At 71.9% G+C, this 19,900-nt stretch carries 14 protein-coding genes; 9 read left to right on the forward strand and 5 right to left on the reverse strand.

Features of this window, described 5'->3' with window-relative positions; translation table 11 throughout:
* Nucleotides 1-693 carry a pyroglutamyl-peptidase I gene (locus ACFRFC_RS05345; protein ID WP_382683163.1) on the reverse strand — a complete coding sequence of 231 codons (693 nt, stop codon included), beginning with the start codon at nucleotides 691-693 and terminating at the stop codon, nucleotides 1-3.
* Nucleotides 694-1,054: 361 nt separating this feature from the next.
* Between ACFRFC_RS05345 and ACFRFC_RS05350 the strand changes: the two genes are divergently transcribed.
* From ACFRFC_RS05350 to ACFRFC_RS05375, 6 genes are all read left to right on the forward strand, one after another.
* Nucleotides 1,055-2,704 (forward strand): ABC transporter substrate-binding protein, encoded by a 1,650-nt coding sequence (locus ACFRFC_RS05350; protein WP_382683160.1) that lies wholly within the window; start codon nucleotides 1,055-1,057, stop codon nucleotides 2,702-2,704.
* Nucleotides 2,701-3,738 (forward strand): ABC transporter permease, encoded by a 1,038-nt coding sequence (locus tag ACFRFC_RS05355; protein WP_382683157.1) that lies wholly within the window; start codon nucleotides 2,701-2,703, stop codon nucleotides 3,736-3,738. The genes ACFRFC_RS05350 and ACFRFC_RS05355 overlap by 4 nt, the downstream gene beginning before the upstream one ends.
* Nucleotides 3,738-4,643 (forward strand): ABC transporter permease, encoded by a 906-nt coding sequence (locus tag ACFRFC_RS05360; protein WP_382683154.1) that lies wholly within the window; start codon nucleotides 3,738-3,740, stop codon nucleotides 4,641-4,643. Before ACFRFC_RS05355 ends, ACFRFC_RS05360 begins: the two co-directional genes overlap by 1 nt.
* Nucleotides 4,644-5,235: 592 nt before the next feature.
* Complete coding sequence (locus tag ACFRFC_RS05365; protein WP_382683151.1) at nucleotides 5,236-6,309, forward strand: ABC transporter ATP-binding protein; 1,074 nt, start codon at nucleotides 5,236-5,238, stop codon at nucleotides 6,307-6,309.
* Entirely contained in the window at nucleotides 6,306-7,175 is an 870-nt protein-coding gene (locus ACFRFC_RS05370) for an ATP-binding cassette domain-containing protein (RefSeq protein WP_382683148.1), read from the forward strand. Before ACFRFC_RS05365 ends, ACFRFC_RS05370 begins: the two co-directional genes overlap by 4 nt.
* A gap of 76 nt (nucleotides 7,176-7,251) precedes the next feature.
* Nucleotides 7,252-8,961, forward strand: a complete 1,710-nt coding sequence (locus ACFRFC_RS05375; RefSeq protein WP_382683145.1) for an ABC transporter substrate-binding protein — start codon at nucleotides 7,252-7,254, stop codon at nucleotides 8,959-8,961.
* An 85-nt stretch (nucleotides 8,962-9,046) separates the two neighbouring features.
* Here the strand turns inward: ACFRFC_RS05375 and ACFRFC_RS05380 are convergent, their stop codons facing one another.
* The 3 genes from ACFRFC_RS05380 to oxc form a co-directional block, all read right to left on the reverse strand.
* Nucleotides 9,047-9,922 carry an aminoglycoside phosphotransferase family protein gene (locus ACFRFC_RS05380; RefSeq protein ID WP_382683742.1) on the reverse strand — a complete coding sequence of 292 codons (876 nt, stop codon included), beginning with the start codon at nucleotides 9,920-9,922 and terminating at the stop codon, nucleotides 9,047-9,049.
* Nucleotides 9,923-10,196: 274 nt separating this feature from the next.
* Nucleotides 10,197-11,453 carry a formyl-CoA transferase gene (gene frc / locus ACFRFC_RS05385; RefSeq protein WP_382683143.1) on the reverse strand — a complete coding sequence of 419 codons (1,257 nt, stop codon included), beginning with the start codon at nucleotides 11,451-11,453 and terminating at the stop codon, nucleotides 10,197-10,199.
* Nucleotides 11,454-11,540: 87 nt separating this feature from the next.
* Nucleotides 11,541-13,301 (reverse strand): oxalyl-CoA decarboxylase, encoded by a 1,761-nt coding sequence (gene oxc / locus ACFRFC_RS05390; protein WP_382683140.1) that lies wholly within the window; start codon nucleotides 13,299-13,301, stop codon nucleotides 11,541-11,543.
* 277 nt (nucleotides 13,302-13,578) lie between these two features.
* On the opposite strand from oxc, the gene ACFRFC_RS05395 reads away from it, so the two are divergent.
* Nucleotides 13,579-15,393, forward strand: coding sequence for an AMP-binding protein (locus ACFRFC_RS05395; RefSeq protein ID WP_382683137.1), 1,815 nt, complete (start codon nucleotides 13,579-13,581; stop codon nucleotides 15,391-15,393).
* 249 nt (nucleotides 15,394-15,642) lie between these two features.
* Here ACFRFC_RS05395 and ACFRFC_RS05400 read toward each other — a convergent pair whose 3' ends face one another.
* Nucleotides 15,643-16,563 (reverse strand): LysR family transcriptional regulator, encoded by a 921-nt coding sequence (locus ACFRFC_RS05400; protein WP_382683134.1) that lies wholly within the window; start codon nucleotides 16,561-16,563, stop codon nucleotides 15,643-15,645.
* A 277-nt stretch (nucleotides 16,564-16,840) separates the two neighbouring features.
* Here ACFRFC_RS05400 and ACFRFC_RS05405 point away from each other — a divergent pair, with 277 nt between their 5' ends.
* Together ACFRFC_RS05405 and ACFRFC_RS05410 are read left to right on the forward strand one after the other, a co-directional pair.
* Complete coding sequence (locus tag ACFRFC_RS05405) at nucleotides 16,841-17,389, forward strand: AAA family ATPase (RefSeq protein ID WP_383112585.1); 549 nt, start codon at nucleotides 16,841-16,843, stop codon at nucleotides 17,387-17,389.
* Between the two features lie 265 nt (nucleotides 17,390-17,654).
* Nucleotides 17,655-19,715, forward strand: a complete 2,061-nt coding sequence (locus tag ACFRFC_RS05410) for a discoidin domain-containing protein (RefSeq protein WP_382683130.1) — start codon at nucleotides 17,655-17,657, stop codon at nucleotides 19,713-19,715.
* Nucleotides 19,716-19,900 lie beyond the last annotated feature (185 nt).

Raw genomic sequence — 19,900 nt, forward strand, 5'->3', positions numbered from 1 at the left:
TCACCACTCCCATTCGTTGGCGGGGACCCGGATGTCCGCCGGGTGCGCGGCCACCGCCGCCAGTCCGGCCCGCAGGGCGGCGGTCTGGAGGGCGAGGTCCATGCTCGGACCGTTGTGGCCGATCCGGGCGACATGCTCCGGGGTGTCGGGCAGATGCACGAACCCGCACCGGGTGGGCAGCCCGAAGCGGGCGGCGAGGTGCAGGGCGGTGTACATGACGGCGTTGCAGCCGTGGGTGGAGGCGGAGTTGGAGATGAGGGCGGGGACCCCGGCCGCGCGCATCGCCTGGCTCATCGCCTTGATCGGCAGGGTGGCGAGATAGGCGGCCGGTCCGTCGGGGTAGAGGGGCTCGCCCGCCGGGCGGCGTCCGTCCTCGGCGAACTGGAAGTCCTCCACATTGACCGCCGTGCGTTCGACGGTGACCGTGGTGCGGCCCGAGAACACTCCGCAGGACACCACGGCCGCCGGGGGCGGGCCGCTCCCGCCGTCCGGCGCGAGCAGCGGGAGCAGGGCCTCTTCGGGGCGCTCGTTCCACAGAAGGGCCCGCCCGACCACGCGATGGCCGCCGATCTCCTCGCCGTCCAGGGCGAGTGCCACGGCGGAGCTGGGGTTGGCGGCGTAGTGCAGCTCGGTCCGGGACGCCTGGGTGCCGAAGGCGCCGTTTCCGGTCACCAGAATCCAGGGTTGGGTCATCGCTCATCTTCCGGTGGGTGGAATGCGTAGGCCGGTGGGCGGAAGTGCGTCAGACCGGCGGCTGGAAGCTCCGGGGTGGTGGACGGCTGTGCCCCGCCACGCCCTGGTTCAGCATCATGACGGAAACTGCGGAGAAAAGAAACGTTTCTTTTTCTCGAAGAAACGTTTCTTTCAAAGGGTTGACCCAAGTTGCCCCTCGGTGTTGACTGCGGCCATCGAGCCCGAGCCCCCAGGCTCCGCAGCGCAGCCGAGACATAGGCGGCACCCCGCCGGGACGGTTCCTCCGCTGCTCATGACTTCCCACTGAATCTGGCTGAATTGCGCCCTGCGTGACCCCGAATCCCTCGCGGAGGTACCTCCCTTGAACGCCCTCCCCGTCCCGCCGCGCCCCAGACGGCTCGCCGTGTCCCTGGTCGCCGGGGCGCTGCTGCTCACCGCCTGTTCCGGCGCCACCACGGACGCCGGCGACCCGGGCCGGAAGAACAGGGTCACCGTCACCGGACTGACCCCCGAGCCCGCCGGTGACCTGGACCGGATCACCTGGGCCGTGTCGGCGGAACCCGCGTCCTTCGACTGGATCTACAACGCCAGCTTCGAGACCGGGCAGATCATGGCCAACGTCTGTGAGGGGCTCTTCCGCCTCGACGCGGACATGTCGGTACAGCCCGCGCTCACCGAGACGTTCACCAACCCGGACCCCAAGACCTGGGTCTTCGAGCTTCGCTCAGGTGTCACCTTCCACGACGGCACCACCCTCACCGCCGACGACGTGGCCTTCAGCCTGGGCCGCAACCTCGACACCGAGGCGGGTTCCTTCTGGTCCGGCGCCTACGAGAACGTCTCCTCCGTCGAGGCCACCGGCCCGCTGGAGGTCACCGTCACCCTCAAGCAGCCCGACGCGCTGTTCACCTCCTATCTGAGCAGCCCCGCCGGCATCGTCGACAGCAAGGCGACGGTCACCTCCAAGGGCAAGGCGTACGGCACCCCCGACGGTGGCGTGAACTGCGTCGGCCCCTTCTCCCTGACCGACTGGGACAAGGGCCAGTCGATGACCCTGACCCGCGACGACAACTACTTCGACGCCGAGCACCGGGCCAAGGCCAAGGAGGTCGAGTTCCAGTTCGTCCGTGACCCCGCAGCCCTGGTGAGCGGACTGCTGTCCGATTCCCTCGACGGCAGCTGGTTCCTGCCGCCCGCCGCCCTCGGACGGCTGACGGACAGCGGCAAGGGGACCGTCTACTACGGCGAGTCCACCCAGGGCTTCAACGCCATCGTCATGGACGCCGAGGGCCCGCTGAAGGACCTCCGGATCCGCCGGGCGCTGTCCATGGCGATCGACCGCGAGGGCATCATCGACTCCGTCATCAGCGGCGCGGGCGAGCCCCAGAAGGCGCCCGCCGTCCCCGGCTCGTGGGGCTACGCCGAGAAGACCTACCGCACCGCCTGGGACGGCCTCACCGCCACCGAACGCGACCTCGACGCCGCGAAGAAGCTGGTGGAGGAGGCCGGGGCACCGGACCGCCCGATCGTCGTCGCCACGACCAGCGCCGAGGCCGAGGTCCCGGTGATCGGCGCGGAGATCCAGTCCGCCGCAAAGAAGATCGGCCTCGACGTCGAGGTCAAGTCGATCCCCGCCGACCAGTACAACGGCGTCTACACCGACGCCGAGGCCCGCAAGGGCATCGACCTCTATCTGACCGGGTGGGGCACCGACTTCCCCGACCCGCTCCAGATGTACCAGTACTTCACCACCGATCACTTCTACAACTTCTCCGGCTTCTCCGACCCGAAGTACGACGACCTCATCGCCGAGGCCGGCCGCACCCAGGACCCGGACCGCCGCGCCGAACTGGTCACCGCCGCGCAGCGGATCGTCGTGGACGAACTGGCCTGGATCCCGCTCTACGCCCCCTACAACACGCTCTTCCTCAACAAGCGGCTGACCGGTTCCCCGGCCTCGTACATGCAGCTGCACTACCCGTGGGCGGCCGACCTGGGAGCGTCGTCGTGAGCGGCCTCGTCAAGGAACGCGGGAAAGCGGGCGGCGGCCCGAAGGCCCCGGCCGCCGGGGGCGGGGTGCTGACCGGTGCGCTGACCGGAGTCCTCGTGATGCTCGCCAAACGGCTCTCCGCGCTGGCCCTGCTGATGCTGGCGACCTCGTTCATCGTCTTCTCGGCGATGTATCTGGCCCCCGGCTCGCCCGAGTCGTTCCTCGCCCGGGGCAACTCCGTCACCGCCGACACCCTCCAGGCCATCCGCGACCAGTACCGCCTCGACGACCCGTTCTTCGAGCGGTACCTGTCCTGGCTCGGCGGGATCTTCACCGGTGACTTCGGGCAGTCGCTCCAGTTCCGCCAGCCCGTGGGCGATCTGATCGGCTCCCGGATCACCACCACCGTGACCCTCGTCGGCTACGCCTTCGTCCTCATCCTGGTCTCCGGTGTCCTCATCGGTGTGATCGCCGCCGTGAAGCGGGGCCGCACCGACCAGGCCGCCATCATCGGCACCACGATCGCCATGGGCACCCCCTCCTTCGTGATGGCGATCGGACTGACCTCGCTCTTCGCCGTCACCCTCGGCTGGTTCCCGGCCTTCGGCGCGGGCGAGGGCTTCCTCGACCGGATCTGGCATCTCACCCTGCCGGCCGTGGCGCTCGCCCTGTCGTCGGCCGCCCTGGTGGCCCGCGCCACCCGCTCCTCGATGCTCGCCGAACTGCGCAAGGAGTACGTCGAGACCGCCCGGGTCCGGGGCATCCCGCAGCGCCGGGTCATCTGGCGCCACGCCTTCCGCAACGCCCTGGTGCCCGTCGTCACCCTCGCCGGGCTCGTCGTCTCCGGGCTGCTGGTCACCACCACCCTGGTGGAGACCGCCTTCGGCCTCAACGGCATGGGCTCGCTGCTGGTCCAGTCCGTCAACGCGAAGGACTTCCCGGTGACCCAGGCGATCGTGCTGATCATCGTCGGCGTCTTCGCGCTCTGCAATCTCCTGGTCGATCTGCTGCACCCGCTGGTCGATCCGCGGGTCCGAGGAAAGGTGGGCGCCTGATGCCGGCCATGACCGACACCCCCACCACGGACACCTCCCCCGACACTCCCGAGAAGACCACCGCGCTCGTACGACGCCGGCTGTGGCCGCGCCGCTTCGGCGGGAGCACCTCGGTGACGCTGTCCGTCGGGGTGCTCACCCTCTTCGTCCTCGTCGCCCTTCTCGCCCCCTGGCTCGCCCCGCACGACCCCAACGCGGTGTCCCTCGCCGACAGCCTCCAGGGCACCTCCGGCGAACATCTGCTGGGCACCGACCAGTCCGGCCGTGACGTCCTGTCCCGGCTGATCCACGGCGCCCGCACCTCGCTCCTTGGCCCGCTCGGGGTCGTCGTCGGCGCCACGCTGCTCGGCGTCACCATCGGCGTCGTCGCCGCCTGGCGCGGCGGCTGGGTCGACACCGTGCTGTCCCGGACCGTCGAGCTGATCTTCGCCTTCCCCGGAGTGCTGCTGGCGATCCTGCTGGTGGCCGTCCTCAGCGCCGGACTCAAGGCGACCGTCCTCGCCCTCGCCATCGCCTACACCCCGTACATGGCCCGGATGACCCGCAGCGCCGCCCTCGGCGAACGCCATCGCCCCTACATCCGAGCCCTGGAGATCCAGGGGTTCTCCGCCGTCAGCATCATCGCCCGGCATCTGCTGCCCAACATCGCGCCGATGGTGCTGGCCCAGGCGTCCCTGTGCTTCGGCTACGCCATGATCGACCTCGCCGGACTCTCCTTCCTCGGCTTCGGCGTCCAGCCGCCCCAGGCGGACTGGGGCGCCATGATCTCCGAGGGCCAGGTCGCCCTCCTCCAGGGCGCGCCCCTGTCGGCGCTCGCGCCGGGAGTGCTGATCGTCGTCGCCGTCGTCGGGTTCAGCCTGATCGGCGAGGGCGTGGCGGACCGGATCAGGAGGGCGGACCGATGACGGGTTCCCTCCGGTCGGCGGGGGTGTCGGCTCCGGCGCCGGGTCGTGCTTCCCGTCCGGCTCCGGCGCCTGGTCGGGCTTCCTGTCCGGCTCGGGATCCTGGTCGGGCTTCCCGTCCGGCTTGGGTTTGGGCTCGGGCTTCGCGTCCGGCTCGGGATCCTGGTCGGGCTTCCCGTCCGGCTTGGGTTTGGGCTCGGGCTTCGCGTCCGGGTCGGGCTTGGGCTCCGGCTTCCCGCGCGGCTTCCCCTCTGGCTCGGACTTCGGCTTCCGCGTGGGCTGCGGCTTCCGCTCCGGCTTCCGCTCCGGCTCCTGGTCCGGCTTCCGCTCTGGCTCTTGGCCCGGCGTGGGCTCCGGCTTCCGCTCCAGCTCCGGTTCCGGCCTTGGCTCTGGTTCCGGCCTTGGCTCCTGGTCCGGCCGTGGCGCTGGTTCCGGCTCCTGGTCGGGCCTTGGCTCCTGGTCCGGCCGTGGTTCTGGTTCCGGCCCCCGGTCCGGCGCCGGCTCTGGCCTCCGCGCAGGCTCAGGCGCCGGATCCCGTTTCAGCACGGGCACCGGCACCCGCACCGGCATCGCCTTCGGCAGAAAGGTTCCTCCCATGACCGCCGCCGCAGCGGCCCCCGCCGCCCCGCCGCGCACCGCGATGCTGGAGGTGGCCGACCTGTCGATCACCGTCCGGCGCGGCGAGGACCGTAAGCCGATCCTCGCCTCGGTGTCCCTGACCTGTGCCAAGGGCGAGATCGTCGGACTGGTCGGCGAGTCGGGGTCGGGCAAGTCCATGACCCTGCGCACGGCCGTCGGGCTGACCCCGGAGAAGGCCGACGTCAGCGGGCAGGTCCAGGTGTCCGGCCGGGATGTGCTCGGCGCCTCGCCGAAGGAACTGGCGGAGGTACGGTCCCGTACCGCGTCGATGATCTTCCAGGACCCCCGGGCCCACATCAACCCCTTCCAGCGCATCGGCACCTTCCTCACCGAGGGGCTGCGTCTGCATCAGGGCCGGTCCAAGGCGGAGGCCGCCCGCACGGCCGCCGACCTGCTCGCGGAGGTCGGACTGCCCGCCCCGGACCGTCATCTGCGCCAGTACCCGCACGAACTGTCCGGCGGGATGCTCCAGCGCGTCATGATCGCCGCCGCGCTGGCCAGCGAGCCCGAACTGCTGCTCGCCGACGAGCCGACGACCGCGCTCGATGTGACCACCCAGGCCGAGATCATGTCGATCCTGCTGCGGCTGCGCCGGGAGCGGGGACTGTCCATCGTCCTGGTCACCCATGACCTCGATCTCGCCGTGGCCTGCTGTGACCGTATCCATGTGATGTACGCGGGCTCCATCGTGGAGGCCGCCTCCGCCACCGAACTCGCCCGCGCTCCCCAACACCCGTACACCGCAGCCCTGTTCGCCGCCCGGCCCGCGCCCGACCGTGCCGAACTCCGCGCGGTGTCGGGCCGCCCGCTGGGCCTGTACGAGGTCGACCGCGGCTGCGCCTTCGCCCCCCGCTGCCCCCGGGCCGTCGACGTCTGCCATGACGTGGCGCCCAGGACGCGGGAGAGCGACGGGCACCGGGTGACCTGCCATCTGGGGGAGTCCGCCGAGGCAGGGCAGGGAGTGGCGGCGGAGGCGTCCGGCACCCCGACCCGCCCCCTCACCCCGCTCACGAAGGGAGAGCGGTCATGACCGCCGACCGTCCCGCACCTCCCGTACTTCCCGCACCTTCCGTACCTCCCGTCCCCTCGGTCATCCGGGTCGAGTCCCTGCGCAAGACGTACGACCGGGGCCGGGTCGTGGCCGTGGACGACGTGTCCTTCGACGTGCCGGCCGGCGGTTCGCTCGGCATCGTGGGGGAGTCCGGATCGGGCAAGACGACGACGGCCCGGCTGATCGTCGGGCTGGAGGAAGCCGACGCGGGGCGGGTGCTGTTCGACGGCCGGGAGGTCGGCTCGGGCGGCGGCCGGGCGGCGCGCAGGGAGCGGGCCCGTACGGTCCAGCTCGTCTTCCAGGACCCGTACCAGAGTCTGGACCCCCGGCAGACCGTGGGTGATGCCATCGACGAGGTGCTGCGGCTGCACCGGGATCTGGATCCCGCCGGGCGCGACCGGCGGCGCGGCGAACTGCTCGGTCAGGTCGGCCTAGGGGTCCGGGAGGCGGCGGCGCTGCCGAGGGAACTCTCCGGCGGGCAGCGGCAGCGCGTCGCCATCGCCCGTGCGCTGGCCGCCGATCCGAGGGTGCTGGTCCTGGACGAGGCGGTCGCGGCGCTGGATGTGTCCATTCAGGCCCAGATCCTCAATCTGCTCTCCGAGATCCGCCGGGACACCGGCGTCGCCCTGATCTTCGTCAGCCATGACCTGGAGGTCGTGCGCTGGGTGGCGGACGACGTGGTGGTGATGTTCCGGGGCGCGGTGATCGAGAGCGGCACCACCGCCGACGTACTGAAACGCCCCGAACACCCGTACACCCGGCTGCTGTTGTCCAGTGTGCCCCGGCTGGGCTGGGACCCGGCGGAGGTGTCCCGCGCCCGGCGGGACTTCCTCGCCGCCGGGTGACCCCATCGCGCCGCCCTCTTCCTTGTCCTCGTCCCGTCCCGCGTCCGTATGCGGCGCCCCGCTGGAGGAACCCACCATGTCCCACCCCCTTGCGCGCCCCGGCCGCCCACGCCGTCGTCGGGGCACCGCCACGGTCCTCACGGCGCTCACCGCGTGTACGGCCCTCGCCCTGTCCGCCTGTGCCGGGGTGGAGAAGGGGGCCGGGAGCAGTACCGGCACCCCGGAGCTGACCGAGTCCATGCCCCCGGCGAAATCCGAGGTGGCCGCCCTGAGATGGGCGCTGTACGCCGAGCCGTCGTCCCTGGACCCCATCTACAGCAATGACTTCCCGCCGATGGAGGTGCTGGCGAACGTCTGCGAGAGCCTGCTGAGGATCGACCCCGACCTGAGCGTCCAGCCCTCCCTCGCCGCCTCCTGGACCAACCCCGACCCGCTGACCTGGGTGTACGAGCTGCGGGACGGAGTCACCTTCCACAGTGGCGCCGCGATGACCGCCGAGGACGTCGCCTACAGCCTGGGCCGCAACCTCGACAAGTCACTCGGCTCCTACCACGACGCGGTCTACAAGAACGTGGCGTCGATCGAGGCGAGCGGCAACCGGGAGATCACCGTCAGGCTGAAGAAGCCCGACGCGCAGTTCAACCAGGCGATGGCGACACCGGCCGGGCGGGTCATCGGCAAGGCGGCGGCCCAGAAGGCGGGCAAGAAGCTGGGCCGTCCGGACGGCGGGGTCGACTGCACCGGCCCGTTCGCGCTGGCGGACTGGTCGGCGGGCAAGTCCATCACCCTCGAACGCAACGACGGCTACTGGGACCGCGCGCGGGTGGCCAAGGCCGCCGGGGTGGAGTTCGAGTTCATCCGCGACCCGGCCGCCCGGACGACGGCGATGCTGGCGGGGGAGCTGGACGGATCGTGGTTCGTCCCGGCATCGGGGTACGGGAAGCTGCTGGCCCAGGGCGGCGGCGCGACCGGCGACGGGGGTCAGGCCGGGGACACCGGGGACACGTCCCTCCACTTCGGCCGGACCACCGGAAGCTATGTCGGCATGGTGACCGACCTCAAGGGTCCGCTCGCCGATGTCCGGATCCGCAAGGCGCTGTCGCTGGCGATCGACCGCGAGGGCGTCATCTCGGCGGCGGTCTCCGGTGCCGCCGAACCCCTCAAGGCCCCCGCCGCGCCGGGCACCTGGGGCTACGCGCAGCCCGAGCTGAAGGCGGCGTACGAGGCGCTGCCCGACCCGAGCGGTCCGGCCGACGAGGCGAAGAAGCTGGTGACACAGGCGGGGGCGCCCACCGAGCCGATCACCATCGCGGTCACCGGCTCACAGTCGGAGATGCCGATCATCGGTACGGAGATCAAGCGCGCCGGGGAATCGATCGGGCTCAAGGTGGACATCAAGACCCTCCCGGCCGACAACTACAACGCCCTGTACAGCGACGCCAAGGCGCGTGAGGGCATCGACATGCTGTTCTCCCTGTGGCAGGCGGACTATCCGGACCCGACCGCGATCTACCAGTACCTCCAGACCGGCGACACCTTCAACTTCGCCCAGTGGTCCGACCCGGAGTTCGACCGGCTGATCAACGAGGCCAAGGCGACCGCCGACACCGATCAGCGCGCCCAGCTCATCGACGAGGCCCAGCAGATCGCCGTCGACCAGTCCATCTGGATCCCGCTCTACACCCCCTTCAACCCGCTCTACCTGAACCCGGACCTCACCGGCGCCCCGCTCAACTCGGTACAGCTGACCTATCCGTGGGCGGCGGACATCGGGGGGAAGAAGTAGCCCTTCCGGCGGACGCGTGGGCGACAGACAAGTCACCAGCAGGTATCTGGCCCTGCCGCCTCGCGTGGTCCTCCGGGTACGGCACTCAGCCCCGGACCAGTTCCAGTGCCTGCCTGAGGTTGTGCTCGGCGATGTCCGCCATGAACGCGCGGTCGGGGAAGTCCCCGTCCAGCAGCCGCAGGGGCCCCGCCGTGAGCGAGAGCCGCTGTGCCAGCAGGTACAGGGCGAGCCGGTCGCCGTCCAGCGCGTCCGTCTCCAGCGGCCGGTAGGCGTCGTGCAGCCGGATCCGCAGGAAGACGTGCTCCCACTCGACGTCGAAGTACATCAAGCCCTCGATGTCGATCAGCACGGGGTTCCCGGCCGTGTCCACCAGCACATGGTCGGGCCCCAGTTCGCCGTGCACCACCGCGTAGTCCGTACGGGGCTGTACGGCCGCCGCCAGTTCCAGCAGGCGTTCCTCCAGCCGGGCGTGGGCCGTTGCGATCCGGGGGTCACGTGACGCCGCCTCGGTGAGGTCCCGCAGTGCCCGGCGCAGGACGACGTCCTCGCACGACGATCCGCGCGAGGTGTCTCCCCGGTCGACCACGGCCACCTTGCCGTACCCGGCCGCCCGGTGCTGTGCCATCGCCTCCAGCGCCGCCGCGAGCCGGGCCATGACGGGCGCGGCGGCGCGCGGATCCCGGGCGAGCAGCCCTTCCAGGGTCTCGCCCCGCAGATCCTCGACGATCACCAGGCCGGCCGGGCCGTGCGTACCGGCGCGGTCGACGAGACGGATCGCCGGGACCCGGACGCCGAGCCCGTCCAGCCGGGCGTGCGCCGCCTCGAACAGGTCGAGGCCGAGGCCGGGCGAGAGCGGGTCGGTGAGATCGTCGTCGCCCTCGGCGGCGGGCCAGTAGTTCTCGGCGGCGTCCCACAGATAGCCGATCGCGGTCGTCGCGTCGTCCATCGTCAGGCGGTACACCCCCTTCTTGCTGCCGCCCGCCAGCCGCTCGGCTCCCGCCAGCCGCCGCCCGCCACCGAGCGCGGCCCGCGCCGCACCCGCCAGCCGCTCCCGCGTCCCCGTCCTCGCCCTCGCCCTCGCCCTCGCACCCACGTCCTGCCCCACCCTTCCGCCCGGACAACCCGCGCACCTTACGGGAGCGTCGGCGCGGGAGCGATGGCTTTTCTCGCCCCCTTCGCCCCTCGCCCCCGCGACCGATCGCTTTCGTCGCGGCACGGCATCCGGGTCGGACGGGTCAGGCGACGATGTGGGCCCGGTGCAGGGACTCGATGGCCTCGGGGGTGTAGCCGAGGTCGGTGAGGACCTCGTCGGTGTGCTGGCCGAGCAGGGGGGCGCCCTGGATGTCGGGGGTGAAGTCGGAGAACTTGACCGGGTTGCCGATGGTCAGGAACGGGCCGCGGCCCTTCTGGTCCACCTCGACCACCGAGCCGCTGCGGCGCAGGGACGGGTCCTCGGCGATCTCCTTCATGCTCAGGACCGGCGCGCACGGTATCTCCGCCTTGCGCAGGACGTCGACCGCCTCGTACTTGTCCTTGTCGGCCAGCCATTTCTCGATCTCGTCGAAGATGCCGAAGAGGTGCGGCTGCCGGGCCCGGGCGGTGTGGTAGGCGGGGTCGTCGGCCCACTCGGGGTGGCCGATGGCCTCGGCGGTGCGGGCCCAGTTCTGCTCCTGGATGGTGAAGTAGATGTAGGCGTTGGGGTCGGTCTGCCAGCCCTTGCACTTGAGGACCCAGCCCGGCTGTCCGCCGCCGCCCGCGTTCCCGCCGCGCGGCACGGCCTCGCCGAACTCGCCGTCGGGGTACTGCGGGTACTCCTCCAGGTAGCCGAGCCGGTCCAGGCGCTGCTGGTCACGGAGCTTGACCCGGCACAGGTTGAGGACGGCGTCCTGCATCGACACGGACACCTTCTGCCCGCGCCCCGTCCGCTCACGGGCGAGCAGCGCCGTCAGCACGCCGATCAGCAGGTGCATCCCCGTGTTGCTGTCCCCCAGGGCCGCCCCGCTGACGGTGGGCGGGCCGTCCCAGAAGCCCGTGGTCGACGCGGCGCCGCCCGCGCACTGGGCCACGTTGTCGTAGACCTTCAGGTCGTTCCACGGCGACTCCTCGTCGAAGCCCTTGACCGAGCCGAAGACCAGCCGCGGGTTGAGTTCGTGGATGTGCTCCCAGGACAGGCCCATCCGGTCCATCGCGCCCGGCGCGAAGTTCTCCACCAGCACATCCGCCTCACGGATCAGCTTCTCCATGACCTCCAACCCCTCCGGCGTACGGGTGTTGATGGCCAGGGAGCGCTTGTTGCCGTTCAGCATGGTGAAGTACAGGGCGTCCGTGTCGGGGATGTCCCGCAGCTGATGGCGGGTCACATCGCCGCCGTCCACGCGCTCCACCTTCAGTACGTCGGCGCCGAACCAGGCGAGCATCTGTGTGCACGCCGGGCCGGCTTGCACACCGGTGAAGTCGATCACCTTGATTCCGGTCAGGGGCAGGTCGGTCATGACGGTTCCTTTTCCACGAGGTGCCGTGAGGTGTGATGTGGGTGTGGGGGTGGGGGTGGGTGGGTGAAGCCGGTGAGTGTGGATCGGTCAGGCCGCCGGGTGGGTCAGGTCCCCGACTCCCTTGGGGTTGAGGCTGGTCAGGTGGCCGCTCTCGGTGCCGTCCGAGGGGTCGATCACACAGTCGATGAGTGCGGGCCCGCCCGAGGCGAGGGCCTCGCGGAGCGCGGCGGCGACATCGTCGGGTGTGGTCGCCCGCAGGCCCATACCGCCGAACGCGTTGATCATCAGGTCGTAGCGGGCCCGCAGGGCGGTCGGGGCGGGGGCGGTGGTGGGGGAGACGTCGTCACCCCGGTACACGCCGCCGTTGTTGAGGACGACCGTGATGACGGGCAGGTCGTAGCGGCAGATGGTCTCCAGTTCCATGCCGCTGAACCCGAGGGCGCTGTCCCCCTCGACGGCCACGACCGGATCGCCCGTCTCGACGGTGGCGGCGATGGCGTACCCCATGCCGATGCCCATGATTCCCCAGGTCCCGCTGTCCAGCCGGTGGCGCGGCAGCCGCATGTCGAGCACATTGCGCGCGAAGTCCAGCGCGTTGGCGCCCTCGTTGACGACATACGTACGCGGGTGGTCGCGCAGCACCTCGCGGATCGCCTGGAGCGCGCCCAGGAACGTCATGGGCCTGGCGGTCCGGGCCGCCTCCAGCCGCCCGGCCATCTTCGTCACGTTCTGCGCCGAACGGGCCGCCAGCCGCTCCCGCCACTCCTCGGGAGCCCTGATCCGGCCCGGCACCGCCCGGTCGAGCAGGGCCTCCATCACCGACACCGCGTCCCCGACCAGCGGAGCCTCGATGGGCCGGTTGCCGTCCAGCTCGGCCGGGTCGATGTCGATCTGCGCGAACCGCGCGTCCGGGTTCCACTGCGGCGGCTCACCATGCCCCAGCAGCCAGTTCAGCCGCGCCCCGACCAGCAGCACCACATCCGCCTCCCGCAGCGCCAGCGACCGCGCGGTGGCCACCGACTGCGGATGGTCGTCGGGCAGCAGGCCCTTGGCCATCGACATCGGCAGGAACGGCAGCCCGGTCCGCTCCACGAACTCCCGGACGCTGTCCTCCGCCCGCGCGTACGCGGCACCCTTGCCCACCACCATCAACGGCCGCCGCGCAGCCGCCAGCAGCTCGACCGCCCGGTCCACGGCCTCCGGCGGCGGCAACTGGCGCGGCGCCGGATCGACGACTCCCGGCAGCGATGTGGCGGCCGTCGCCCCGGCGACGACCTCCCCGAGCACCGCCGCCGGGAGGTCCAGATACACCCCGCCCGGCCGCCCGGACACGGCCGTCCGGATCGCCCGCGCCAGGCCCCGCCCGACATCCTCCGCCCGGTCCACCCGGAACGCCGCCTTCACCAGCGGCCGGGCCGTCGCCAGCTGGTCCAGCTCCTCGTAGTCGCCGCGCCGCAGATCGATGACGTCCCGCTCGCTGGACCCGGAGATCTGCACCACCGGGAAGCAGTTCGTGGTGGCGTTCGCGAGCGCGACGAGCCCGTTGAGGAACCCCGGACCCGACACGGTCAGACACACCCCCGGCCGCCCGGTCAGGAACCCGGCCGCCGCCGCCGCGTGCCCGGCGTCGCTCTCGTGCCGGAAGCCGATGAACCGGATGCCCGACGCCTGCGCGAGCCGCGCCAGATCGGTGACCGGGATACCGACCACGCCGTACACACTGCGGACACCATGGCGTCGCAGCGCCTCCACGACGAGATGCGCGCCGTCGGTCTGCCGCGCGGAGGCGGACCGGGCCGCCGCCTGCCCGGCCGTCGGCGTTGCGGGGGCTGTGGGTACAGCGGTCATCACGGACTCCTCAGGTGGAGGTGTACAGGCCGTTATGTGGGGCTTATATGGCAACTTGGTCTGTTTTATTCCGGTTCACCTGCCACTGTTCGGCAGCCCCCGCCCCCGCGTCCAAGTCCTGTCGCTGACCGGTTGATAGGCGACGGTTGTCGAGCGAGGTCCAGGCGCCCGCGCGGCTCGCTCGCACCGGCTCGATAACCGTTGCCTCTCAAGCGTTCGTACCCGCGTATTTGACCCCCGTCCGCGCCGGGCGCACGCTCCTAGAGGAGGTGATGACATGGCCCCCTCCGCCATGACCCCGCCCCGGACCGGCCGGCTCGACGGGCCCACCGGATCCACCACGCCCCCCGGGCTCCCCGGTCTCCCCGGGCTCACCGGACTGGTCGACCTGCTCGACGGAGCCGTCAGGGACCGGCCCGGATCGCCCGCGCTGATCGTCGGCCCGGACCGCCTCCCGCTGTCCTACGGCGGTCTCGACCGGCTTGCGGACGACATGGCCGCACAGCTCGCCTCCACCGGGCTGCGCCCCGGGGACCCGGTGGGGCTGGTCTGCGCCGGGACCGCCGAGTTCCCGGTCGCCCTGCTGGGCGCGGCGCGGGCCGGGCTGGTCGCCGCCCCGCTGGACCCCGCGCTGCCCGTGCCGCAGCTGGCGGCCCGGCTGTCCGCCCTGGGCGCGCGGGCGCTCCTCGCCGGGCCCGGCACGACGGCCGTGACGCCGGGGACCGGGGCGCCCGACGTGCCCGGGACCGGGCCGCCCGACGTGGGGGTCCCGCTCTGGCCCGTGACCGTGGAGGTGCTCCCGGGCGCCGGGTCCGGAACGGTCGCCCTGGACGCCGGGAAGCGGGCCGCGCCGGGCGGCGGGGGAGCCGCCGGGGAGCTGACCCCCGCCGACGCCCTGGTCCTGAGCACCGCCGGAACCACCGGCCAGGCCAAGCTGGTGCCCCTCACCCACGCGAATGTGGCCGCCGGGGTGAGCGCCGTGACCGGCACGTACGGGCTGGGCCCGGCCGACGGGACGGTGGCCGCGATGCCCTTCTTCCACGGCCACGGCCTGTTCGCGACCCTGCTCGCCTCCCTGGCCACCGGCGGCCGGGTCGTCCTGCCCGCACGCGGCAAGTTCTCGGCGCACACCTTCTGGGACGACCTCGCCGCCGCCGACGGCACCTGGTTCACGGCGGTCCCGACCATCCACCAGATCCTGCTGGCCCGCTCCGCGACCGAGTACCCGGGACAGCGGGTGCGGCCCCTGCGATTCGTCCGCAGTTGCAGCGCCCCGCTCCCCGACACCACCGGCCGGGCCCTGGAGGAGCTGCTCGGCGCCCCGGTACTGAGCGCCTACGGCATGACCGAGTCGGCCCACCAGGCCACCGGCGAACCGCCCCGCCCGGCCGACCCGTCCCGCCCGCGCGGCTCGGTCGGGCCGCCGACGGGAGTGGACCTCCGTATCACCGGCCCGGACGGACAGGCGTCGGCGCCGGGCACCGAGGGGGAGGTGTGGGTGCGGGGCCCGTCCGTCGCCCGGGGATATCTCGGTGACCGGAAGGCGACCGCCGACAGCTTCGCCGGTGGCTGGTTCCGCACCGGCGACCTGGGGCGGCTCGACCCGGACGGACGGCTGTTCCTCACCGGGCGGATCAAGGACCTCATCAACCGAGGCGGCGAGAAGATCTCCCCCGAGCATGTCGAGGACATCCTCACCGGCTGCCCCGGCGTCGCCGAGGCGGCCGTGTTCCCCGTACCGGACCCGACGTACGGGGAACTGGTGGCCGCGGCGGTGGTGATACTCGGGCCGGACGCGGCGATGGACGCGGGCGAGGGGGAGGCCGGCGGCCCCGCAACCGGCGAGGCAGAAGCCGCCGGGCGAGCGACGGACGGGAGAGAACCCGACCGGCAAGAATTCGACCGGCGAGAAGCCGACCAGCAAGAACGCGACCGACAAGAACCCGACCCCTCCGTCCGCATCCTCCGCTACTGCCGCACCCGCCTGGCCCCCTTCGAGGTACCGGAACGCATCCGCGTCGTCGCGGCCCTGCCGCACACTGCCAAGGGCGGCCTGGACCGCCGCGCGCTACGGGCCCGGTACGCGAGCTGACCCCCGGCCTCGCTGCCCCCGCATCCCACGGCACCCGGGAAGCCGTCATTGCCACGGCACCTGGGAGCAGCCACTCCCACGGCACCCGGGAAGCCGTCATTGCCACGGCACCCGGAAGCCGTCATTCCCACGGCACCCGGGAGCAGCCACTCCCACGGCACCCGGGAAGCCGTCACTCCCACGGCACCCGGGAGCAGCCACTCCCACCGCACCCGGAAAGCCCTCAATCCCACCGCCCCCGCCCAACCGTCAGTCCCCGCCCCCCGGCGAACCGAAGAACGCGTCCAGCGACAGCCCCGTCGCCACCTCCAGGAACGCCCGCGCGATCGGCGCCCCGGGCTCCCCGGGATGGATCGCCAGCAGCACCTGGGCCGTCGCCTCCGGCCCGACCAGCGGTACGGCCCGGGTCCGGCCGGTCACCGGCATCGCGCGCAGCCAGGTGTGCGGCACGATGCTCGCCCAGTCGCCGCTGCCCACATGCGCGTACAGCGAGGCCACCGAGTCCGTCTCGACCTGCGGGGCCACCGTGATCCCGGTCCCGGCCAGCGCCGCATCGAGTACGTGCCCGATCTTCAGGTCCGCCGTCAGCAGCGCGAGCGGCAGCCGGGCCGCCTGCGCCCAGGTGATGCTCTCGACCCCGGGCTCCAGCTGGTCCTCGGGGGCCAGCAGCACATACCGCTCCTCGTACAGCGGCACGGTGTGCAGTTCCTCCCGGTCCTCGGGCGGGAAGTGCCCGATCGCGGCGTCCAGCTCGAACTCGCGCAACTGCCGGGCCAGCTCCGCCGTCGGCAACCGGGAGCGGATCCGCACCCTGGCCAGCGGGTGGGCCGCACAGAACGCGGCCACCGGCAGTGCCACCGTCGTCGACGCGCTCGGTACGGTGCCCAGCCGCAGTGTCCCGGCGACCCCCGACTGGACGGCGGCCACCTCCGCCTTGAACGCGTCGTGCTCGGCGAGGATCCGCTGGGCCCAGACGACCAGGCGCTCACCCTCCGGGGTCAGGCCCTGATAGGTGTGGTCGCGGTGGATCAGGGTGACGTCCAGTTCCCGTTCCAGCTTGGCGATGGCCGCCGACAGCGCGGGCTGCGACACGTAACACGCCTCGGCGGCCCGCGCGAAGTGCCGCTCACGGGCGACCGCCACGAAGTACTCCAGCTGCCGGAACTGCATAGGCGCAACCTCCCTCCCCTGCCGACCCGCCGACCCGCCGACCCGCCGACCCGCCGACCTATCGACCCGCCGACCTATCGACGGGAGCGGCCGGGTCCGCTCGCCCCTTCCGCCCCTCCCATCATCGCGGCGGACGGGGCTGTCGGCTCGCCGGGCGGTCAGGGGCAGGCGCCACCGCCGGGTGCCCTCCGCCATGTCCCCGGGCAACCCGTGGGCACCCCACCCGGCCCATGGCAGCATGGATCCCCTTCCTGCCGTCCACGAGAGAACGGGCCACGTGCACCGCGAACCGGGATCCGCCGTCGTCCTGATCACCGGCGTGATGGCGTCGGGCAAGTCCACCGTGGCCGAGCTGCTGGCCCGGCGACTGCCCCGGGCCGCCCATGTACGCGGCGATGTCTTCCGCCGGATGATCGTCTCCGGCCGCGAGGAACTGCTGCCCGAGGAGACCGCCGAGGCCCGTGCTCAGGTGGAGCTGCGCCAGCGGATCTCCGCGCTCGTGGCCGACGAGTACGCGCGCGACGGCTGGACGGCGATCGTCCAGGACATCGTCCTCGGCGCAGACCTCGCCCGGTATGTGACCAGGGTCCGGACCCGGCCCCTGTACGTCGTCGTCCTGGCCCCCGACGCCGCGAGCGTGCACGACAGGGAGACCGGGCGGCCGAAGACGGGCTACGGCCCCTGGACGGTCGACGCCCTCGACCAGGTCCTCCGTGAGCAGACCCCACACCTCGGCCTCTGGCTGGACACCTCCGAGCTGACCCCGCAGGAGACGGTGACACGGATCCTCGCCGACCTGCCACGGGCCCGGGTGCAGCCGGACTGAGCGAGTCGTCCCGGGTGCCCTCGGACCGAGCCGCCGCCCCGGTCACCACCCTCCCCACCCGGCGAACCCGCCAGACAAACCCCCCGTACCTACCGTTCAGTAAGTCTCCCCCTCACCGCCTCTTGACGCGTGCCGCCCGCAATGGCGATCCTCATGCCACACCTTGCGCCGGTCATGACAAACCCGCTTCGGGGGAGGGCATCGTGCCCGCGCCGCTGGGCGCGTCGACCGTGCCGTCCCGCTGACCGAGGGATGTGACCTGTCCGTGGCCCGACGCCCCTACCGTCGCCGCAAGAATCTGACCGTCGTCTCGCTGTTGCTGTTCGTCCTGGCGTTCGCCCTCGGGCCCACGCCCAGCTCCGCCGCGGGCGGCGACGACTGGTGGAACCCCACCGCCCGTCCCGCCCCGGACTCCGCCATCAACGTCACCGGGGAGCCCTTCACCGGCACCACCGCCGACGGCGAGGTCCGCGGCTTCGTCGACGCGCACAACCATCTGATGTCCAACGAGGCGTTCGGCGGCCGGCTGATCTGCGGCCAGACCTTCTCCGAAGACGGCATCGCCGACGCCCTGAAGGACTGCCCGGAGCACTACCCCGACGGCTCCCTCGCCCTGTTCGACTTCATCACCAACGGCGGCGACGGCACGCACGACCCGGACGGCTGGCCCACCTTCGCGGACTGGCCCGCGTACGACTCCCTGACCCATCAGCAGAACTACTACGCCTGGGTCGAGCGCGCCTGGCGCGGCGGCCAGCGGGTGATGGTCAACGACCTGGTCACCAACGGAGTGATCTGCTCGATCTACCCCTTCAAGGACCGCTCCTGCGACGAGATGACGTCGATCCGCCTCCAGGCGCAGCTCACCTACGACCTCCAGGACCACATCGACGAGATGTACGGCGGCCCCGGCAAGGGCTGGTTCCGGATCGTCACCGACAGCGCCCAGGCCCGCCAGGTGATCGAACAGGGCAAACTGGCTGTGATCCTGGGCGTGGAGACCTCCGAGCCGTTCGGCTGCAAGATGATCCTGGACGTGCCGCAGTGCAGCGAGGAGGACATCGACAAGGGCCTGGACGAGCTGTACGACCTCGGCGTGCGCAGCATGTTCCTGTGCCACAAGTTCGACAACGCGCTGTGCGGCGTCCGCTTCGACGAAGGCGCGCTCGGCACGGCGATCAACGTCGGCCAGTTCCTGTCGACCGGCACCTTCTGGCGCACCGAGGAGTGCACCGGCCCGCAGCACGACAACCCCATCGGCCTGGTCCCGGCACCCGCCGCCGAGGAGGAACTCCCCGCGGACGTCGACGTCCCGGCGTACGACGAGAACGCGCAGTGCAATACGCGCGGGCTCACCGACCTCGGCGAGTACGCCGTACGCGCGATGATGGACCGCAACATGATGCTGGAGATCGACCACATGAGCGTCAAGGCCACCGGCCGGGTCCTCGACATCTTCGAGTCCGCGTCCTACCCGGGCGTCCTCTCCTCGCACAGCTGGATGGACCTCGACTGGACCGAGCGGGTCTACGGGCTCGGCGGGTTCATCGCCCAGTACATGCACGGCTCCGAGGAGTTCACCGCGGAGGCGGAACGGACGGACGCGCTGCGCGAGCAGTACGACGTCGGCTACGGCTTCGGCACCGACATGAACGGCGTCGGCGGCTGGCCCGCCCCGCGCGGCGCCGACACCGCCGACCCCGTCGAGTACCCCTTCGTCAGTGCCGACGGCGGCTCGGTCATCGACCGGCAGACCACCGGCGAGCGCACCTGGGACCTGAACACCGACGGCGCCGCCCACTACGGCCTGGTCCCCGACTGGATCGAGGACATCCGGGTGACCGGCGGCCAGGAGGTGGTGGACGACCTGTTCCGGGGCGCCGAGAGCTATCTCGACACCTGGGGCTCCACCGAGCAGCACGCGTCCGGTGTCAATCTCGCCCAGGGCACGGCCGCGACCGCCAGCTCGGCCGAGTGGAACCCCTTCACCAGCTACGCGCCCGGACAGGCCGTCGACGGCGACCCGGACACCCGCTGGGCCAGCGACTGGAGCGACGACCAGTGGCTGCGCCTCGACCTCGGCGCCACCCACCGCGTGGGCCGCGTCACCCTCGACTGGGAACGCGCGTACGGGACCTCGTACCGCGTCGAACTCTCCACCGACGGACAGCAGTGGACGACCGCCTGGTCCACCACCGCCGGCGACGGCGGGCTCGACACCGCCCGCTTCGACGCGGTGCCCGCCCGGTACGTCCGCGTCCAGTTCCTGGACCGGGGTACCGAGTGGGGGTACTCGATCCATGAACTGACCGTGCACAGCGACTGACACCGGCCGCCACGCCCTGACATCGGACTCCCACTCCAGCCGCCCGGCCGGCGCCTCGTCCCCGGGACGGGTCCCGCCGGGCGGCCCGCGGAGTCCGACGGGGCCGACACCCTCCGCGAGACCGCGCCGCCGCACGCCGTTCCCGGCGAGGGCCAGGAACGCGCCGATGTCCTCGGCGGTGCCGG

This window comes from Streptomyces sp. NPDC056734, assembly GCF_042790455.1.
Classification (GTDB): Bacteria; Actinomycetota; Actinomycetes; order Streptomycetales; family Streptomycetaceae; genus Streptomyces.

Coding starts and splice junctions, on each gene's coding strand:
- ACFRFC_RS05360 (WP_382683154.1), top strand. CDS start 3,738: ATGCCGGCCATGACCGACACCCCCACCACGGACACCTCCCCCGACACT.
- ACFRFC_RS05345 (WP_382683163.1), bottom strand. CDS start 693: ATGACCCAACCCTGGATTCTGGTGACCGGAAACGGCGCCTTCGGCACC.
- ACFRFC_RS05375 (WP_382683145.1), top strand. CDS start 7,252: ATGTCCCACCCCCTTGCGCGCCCCGGCCGCCCACGCCGTCGTCGGGGC.
- ACFRFC_RS05370 (WP_382683148.1), top strand. CDS start 6,306: ATGACCGCCGACCGTCCCGCACCTCCCGTACTTCCCGCACCTTCCGTA.
- ACFRFC_RS05400 (WP_382683134.1), bottom strand. CDS start 16,563: ATGCAGTTCCGGCAGCTGGAGTACTTCGTGGCGGTCGCCCGTGAGCGG.
- oxc (WP_382683140.1), bottom strand. CDS start 13,301: ATGACCGCTGTACCCACAGCCCCCGCAACGCCGACGGCCGGGCAGGCG.
- frc (WP_382683143.1), bottom strand. CDS start 11,453: ATGACCGACCTGCCCCTGACCGGAATCAAGGTGATCGACTTCACCGGT.
- ACFRFC_RS05395 (WP_382683137.1), top strand. CDS start 13,579: ATGGCCCCCTCCGCCATGACCCCGCCCCGGACCGGCCGGCTCGACGGG.
- ACFRFC_RS05365 (WP_382683151.1), top strand. CDS start 5,236: ATGACCGCCGCCGCAGCGGCCCCCGCCGCCCCGCCGCGCACCGCGATG.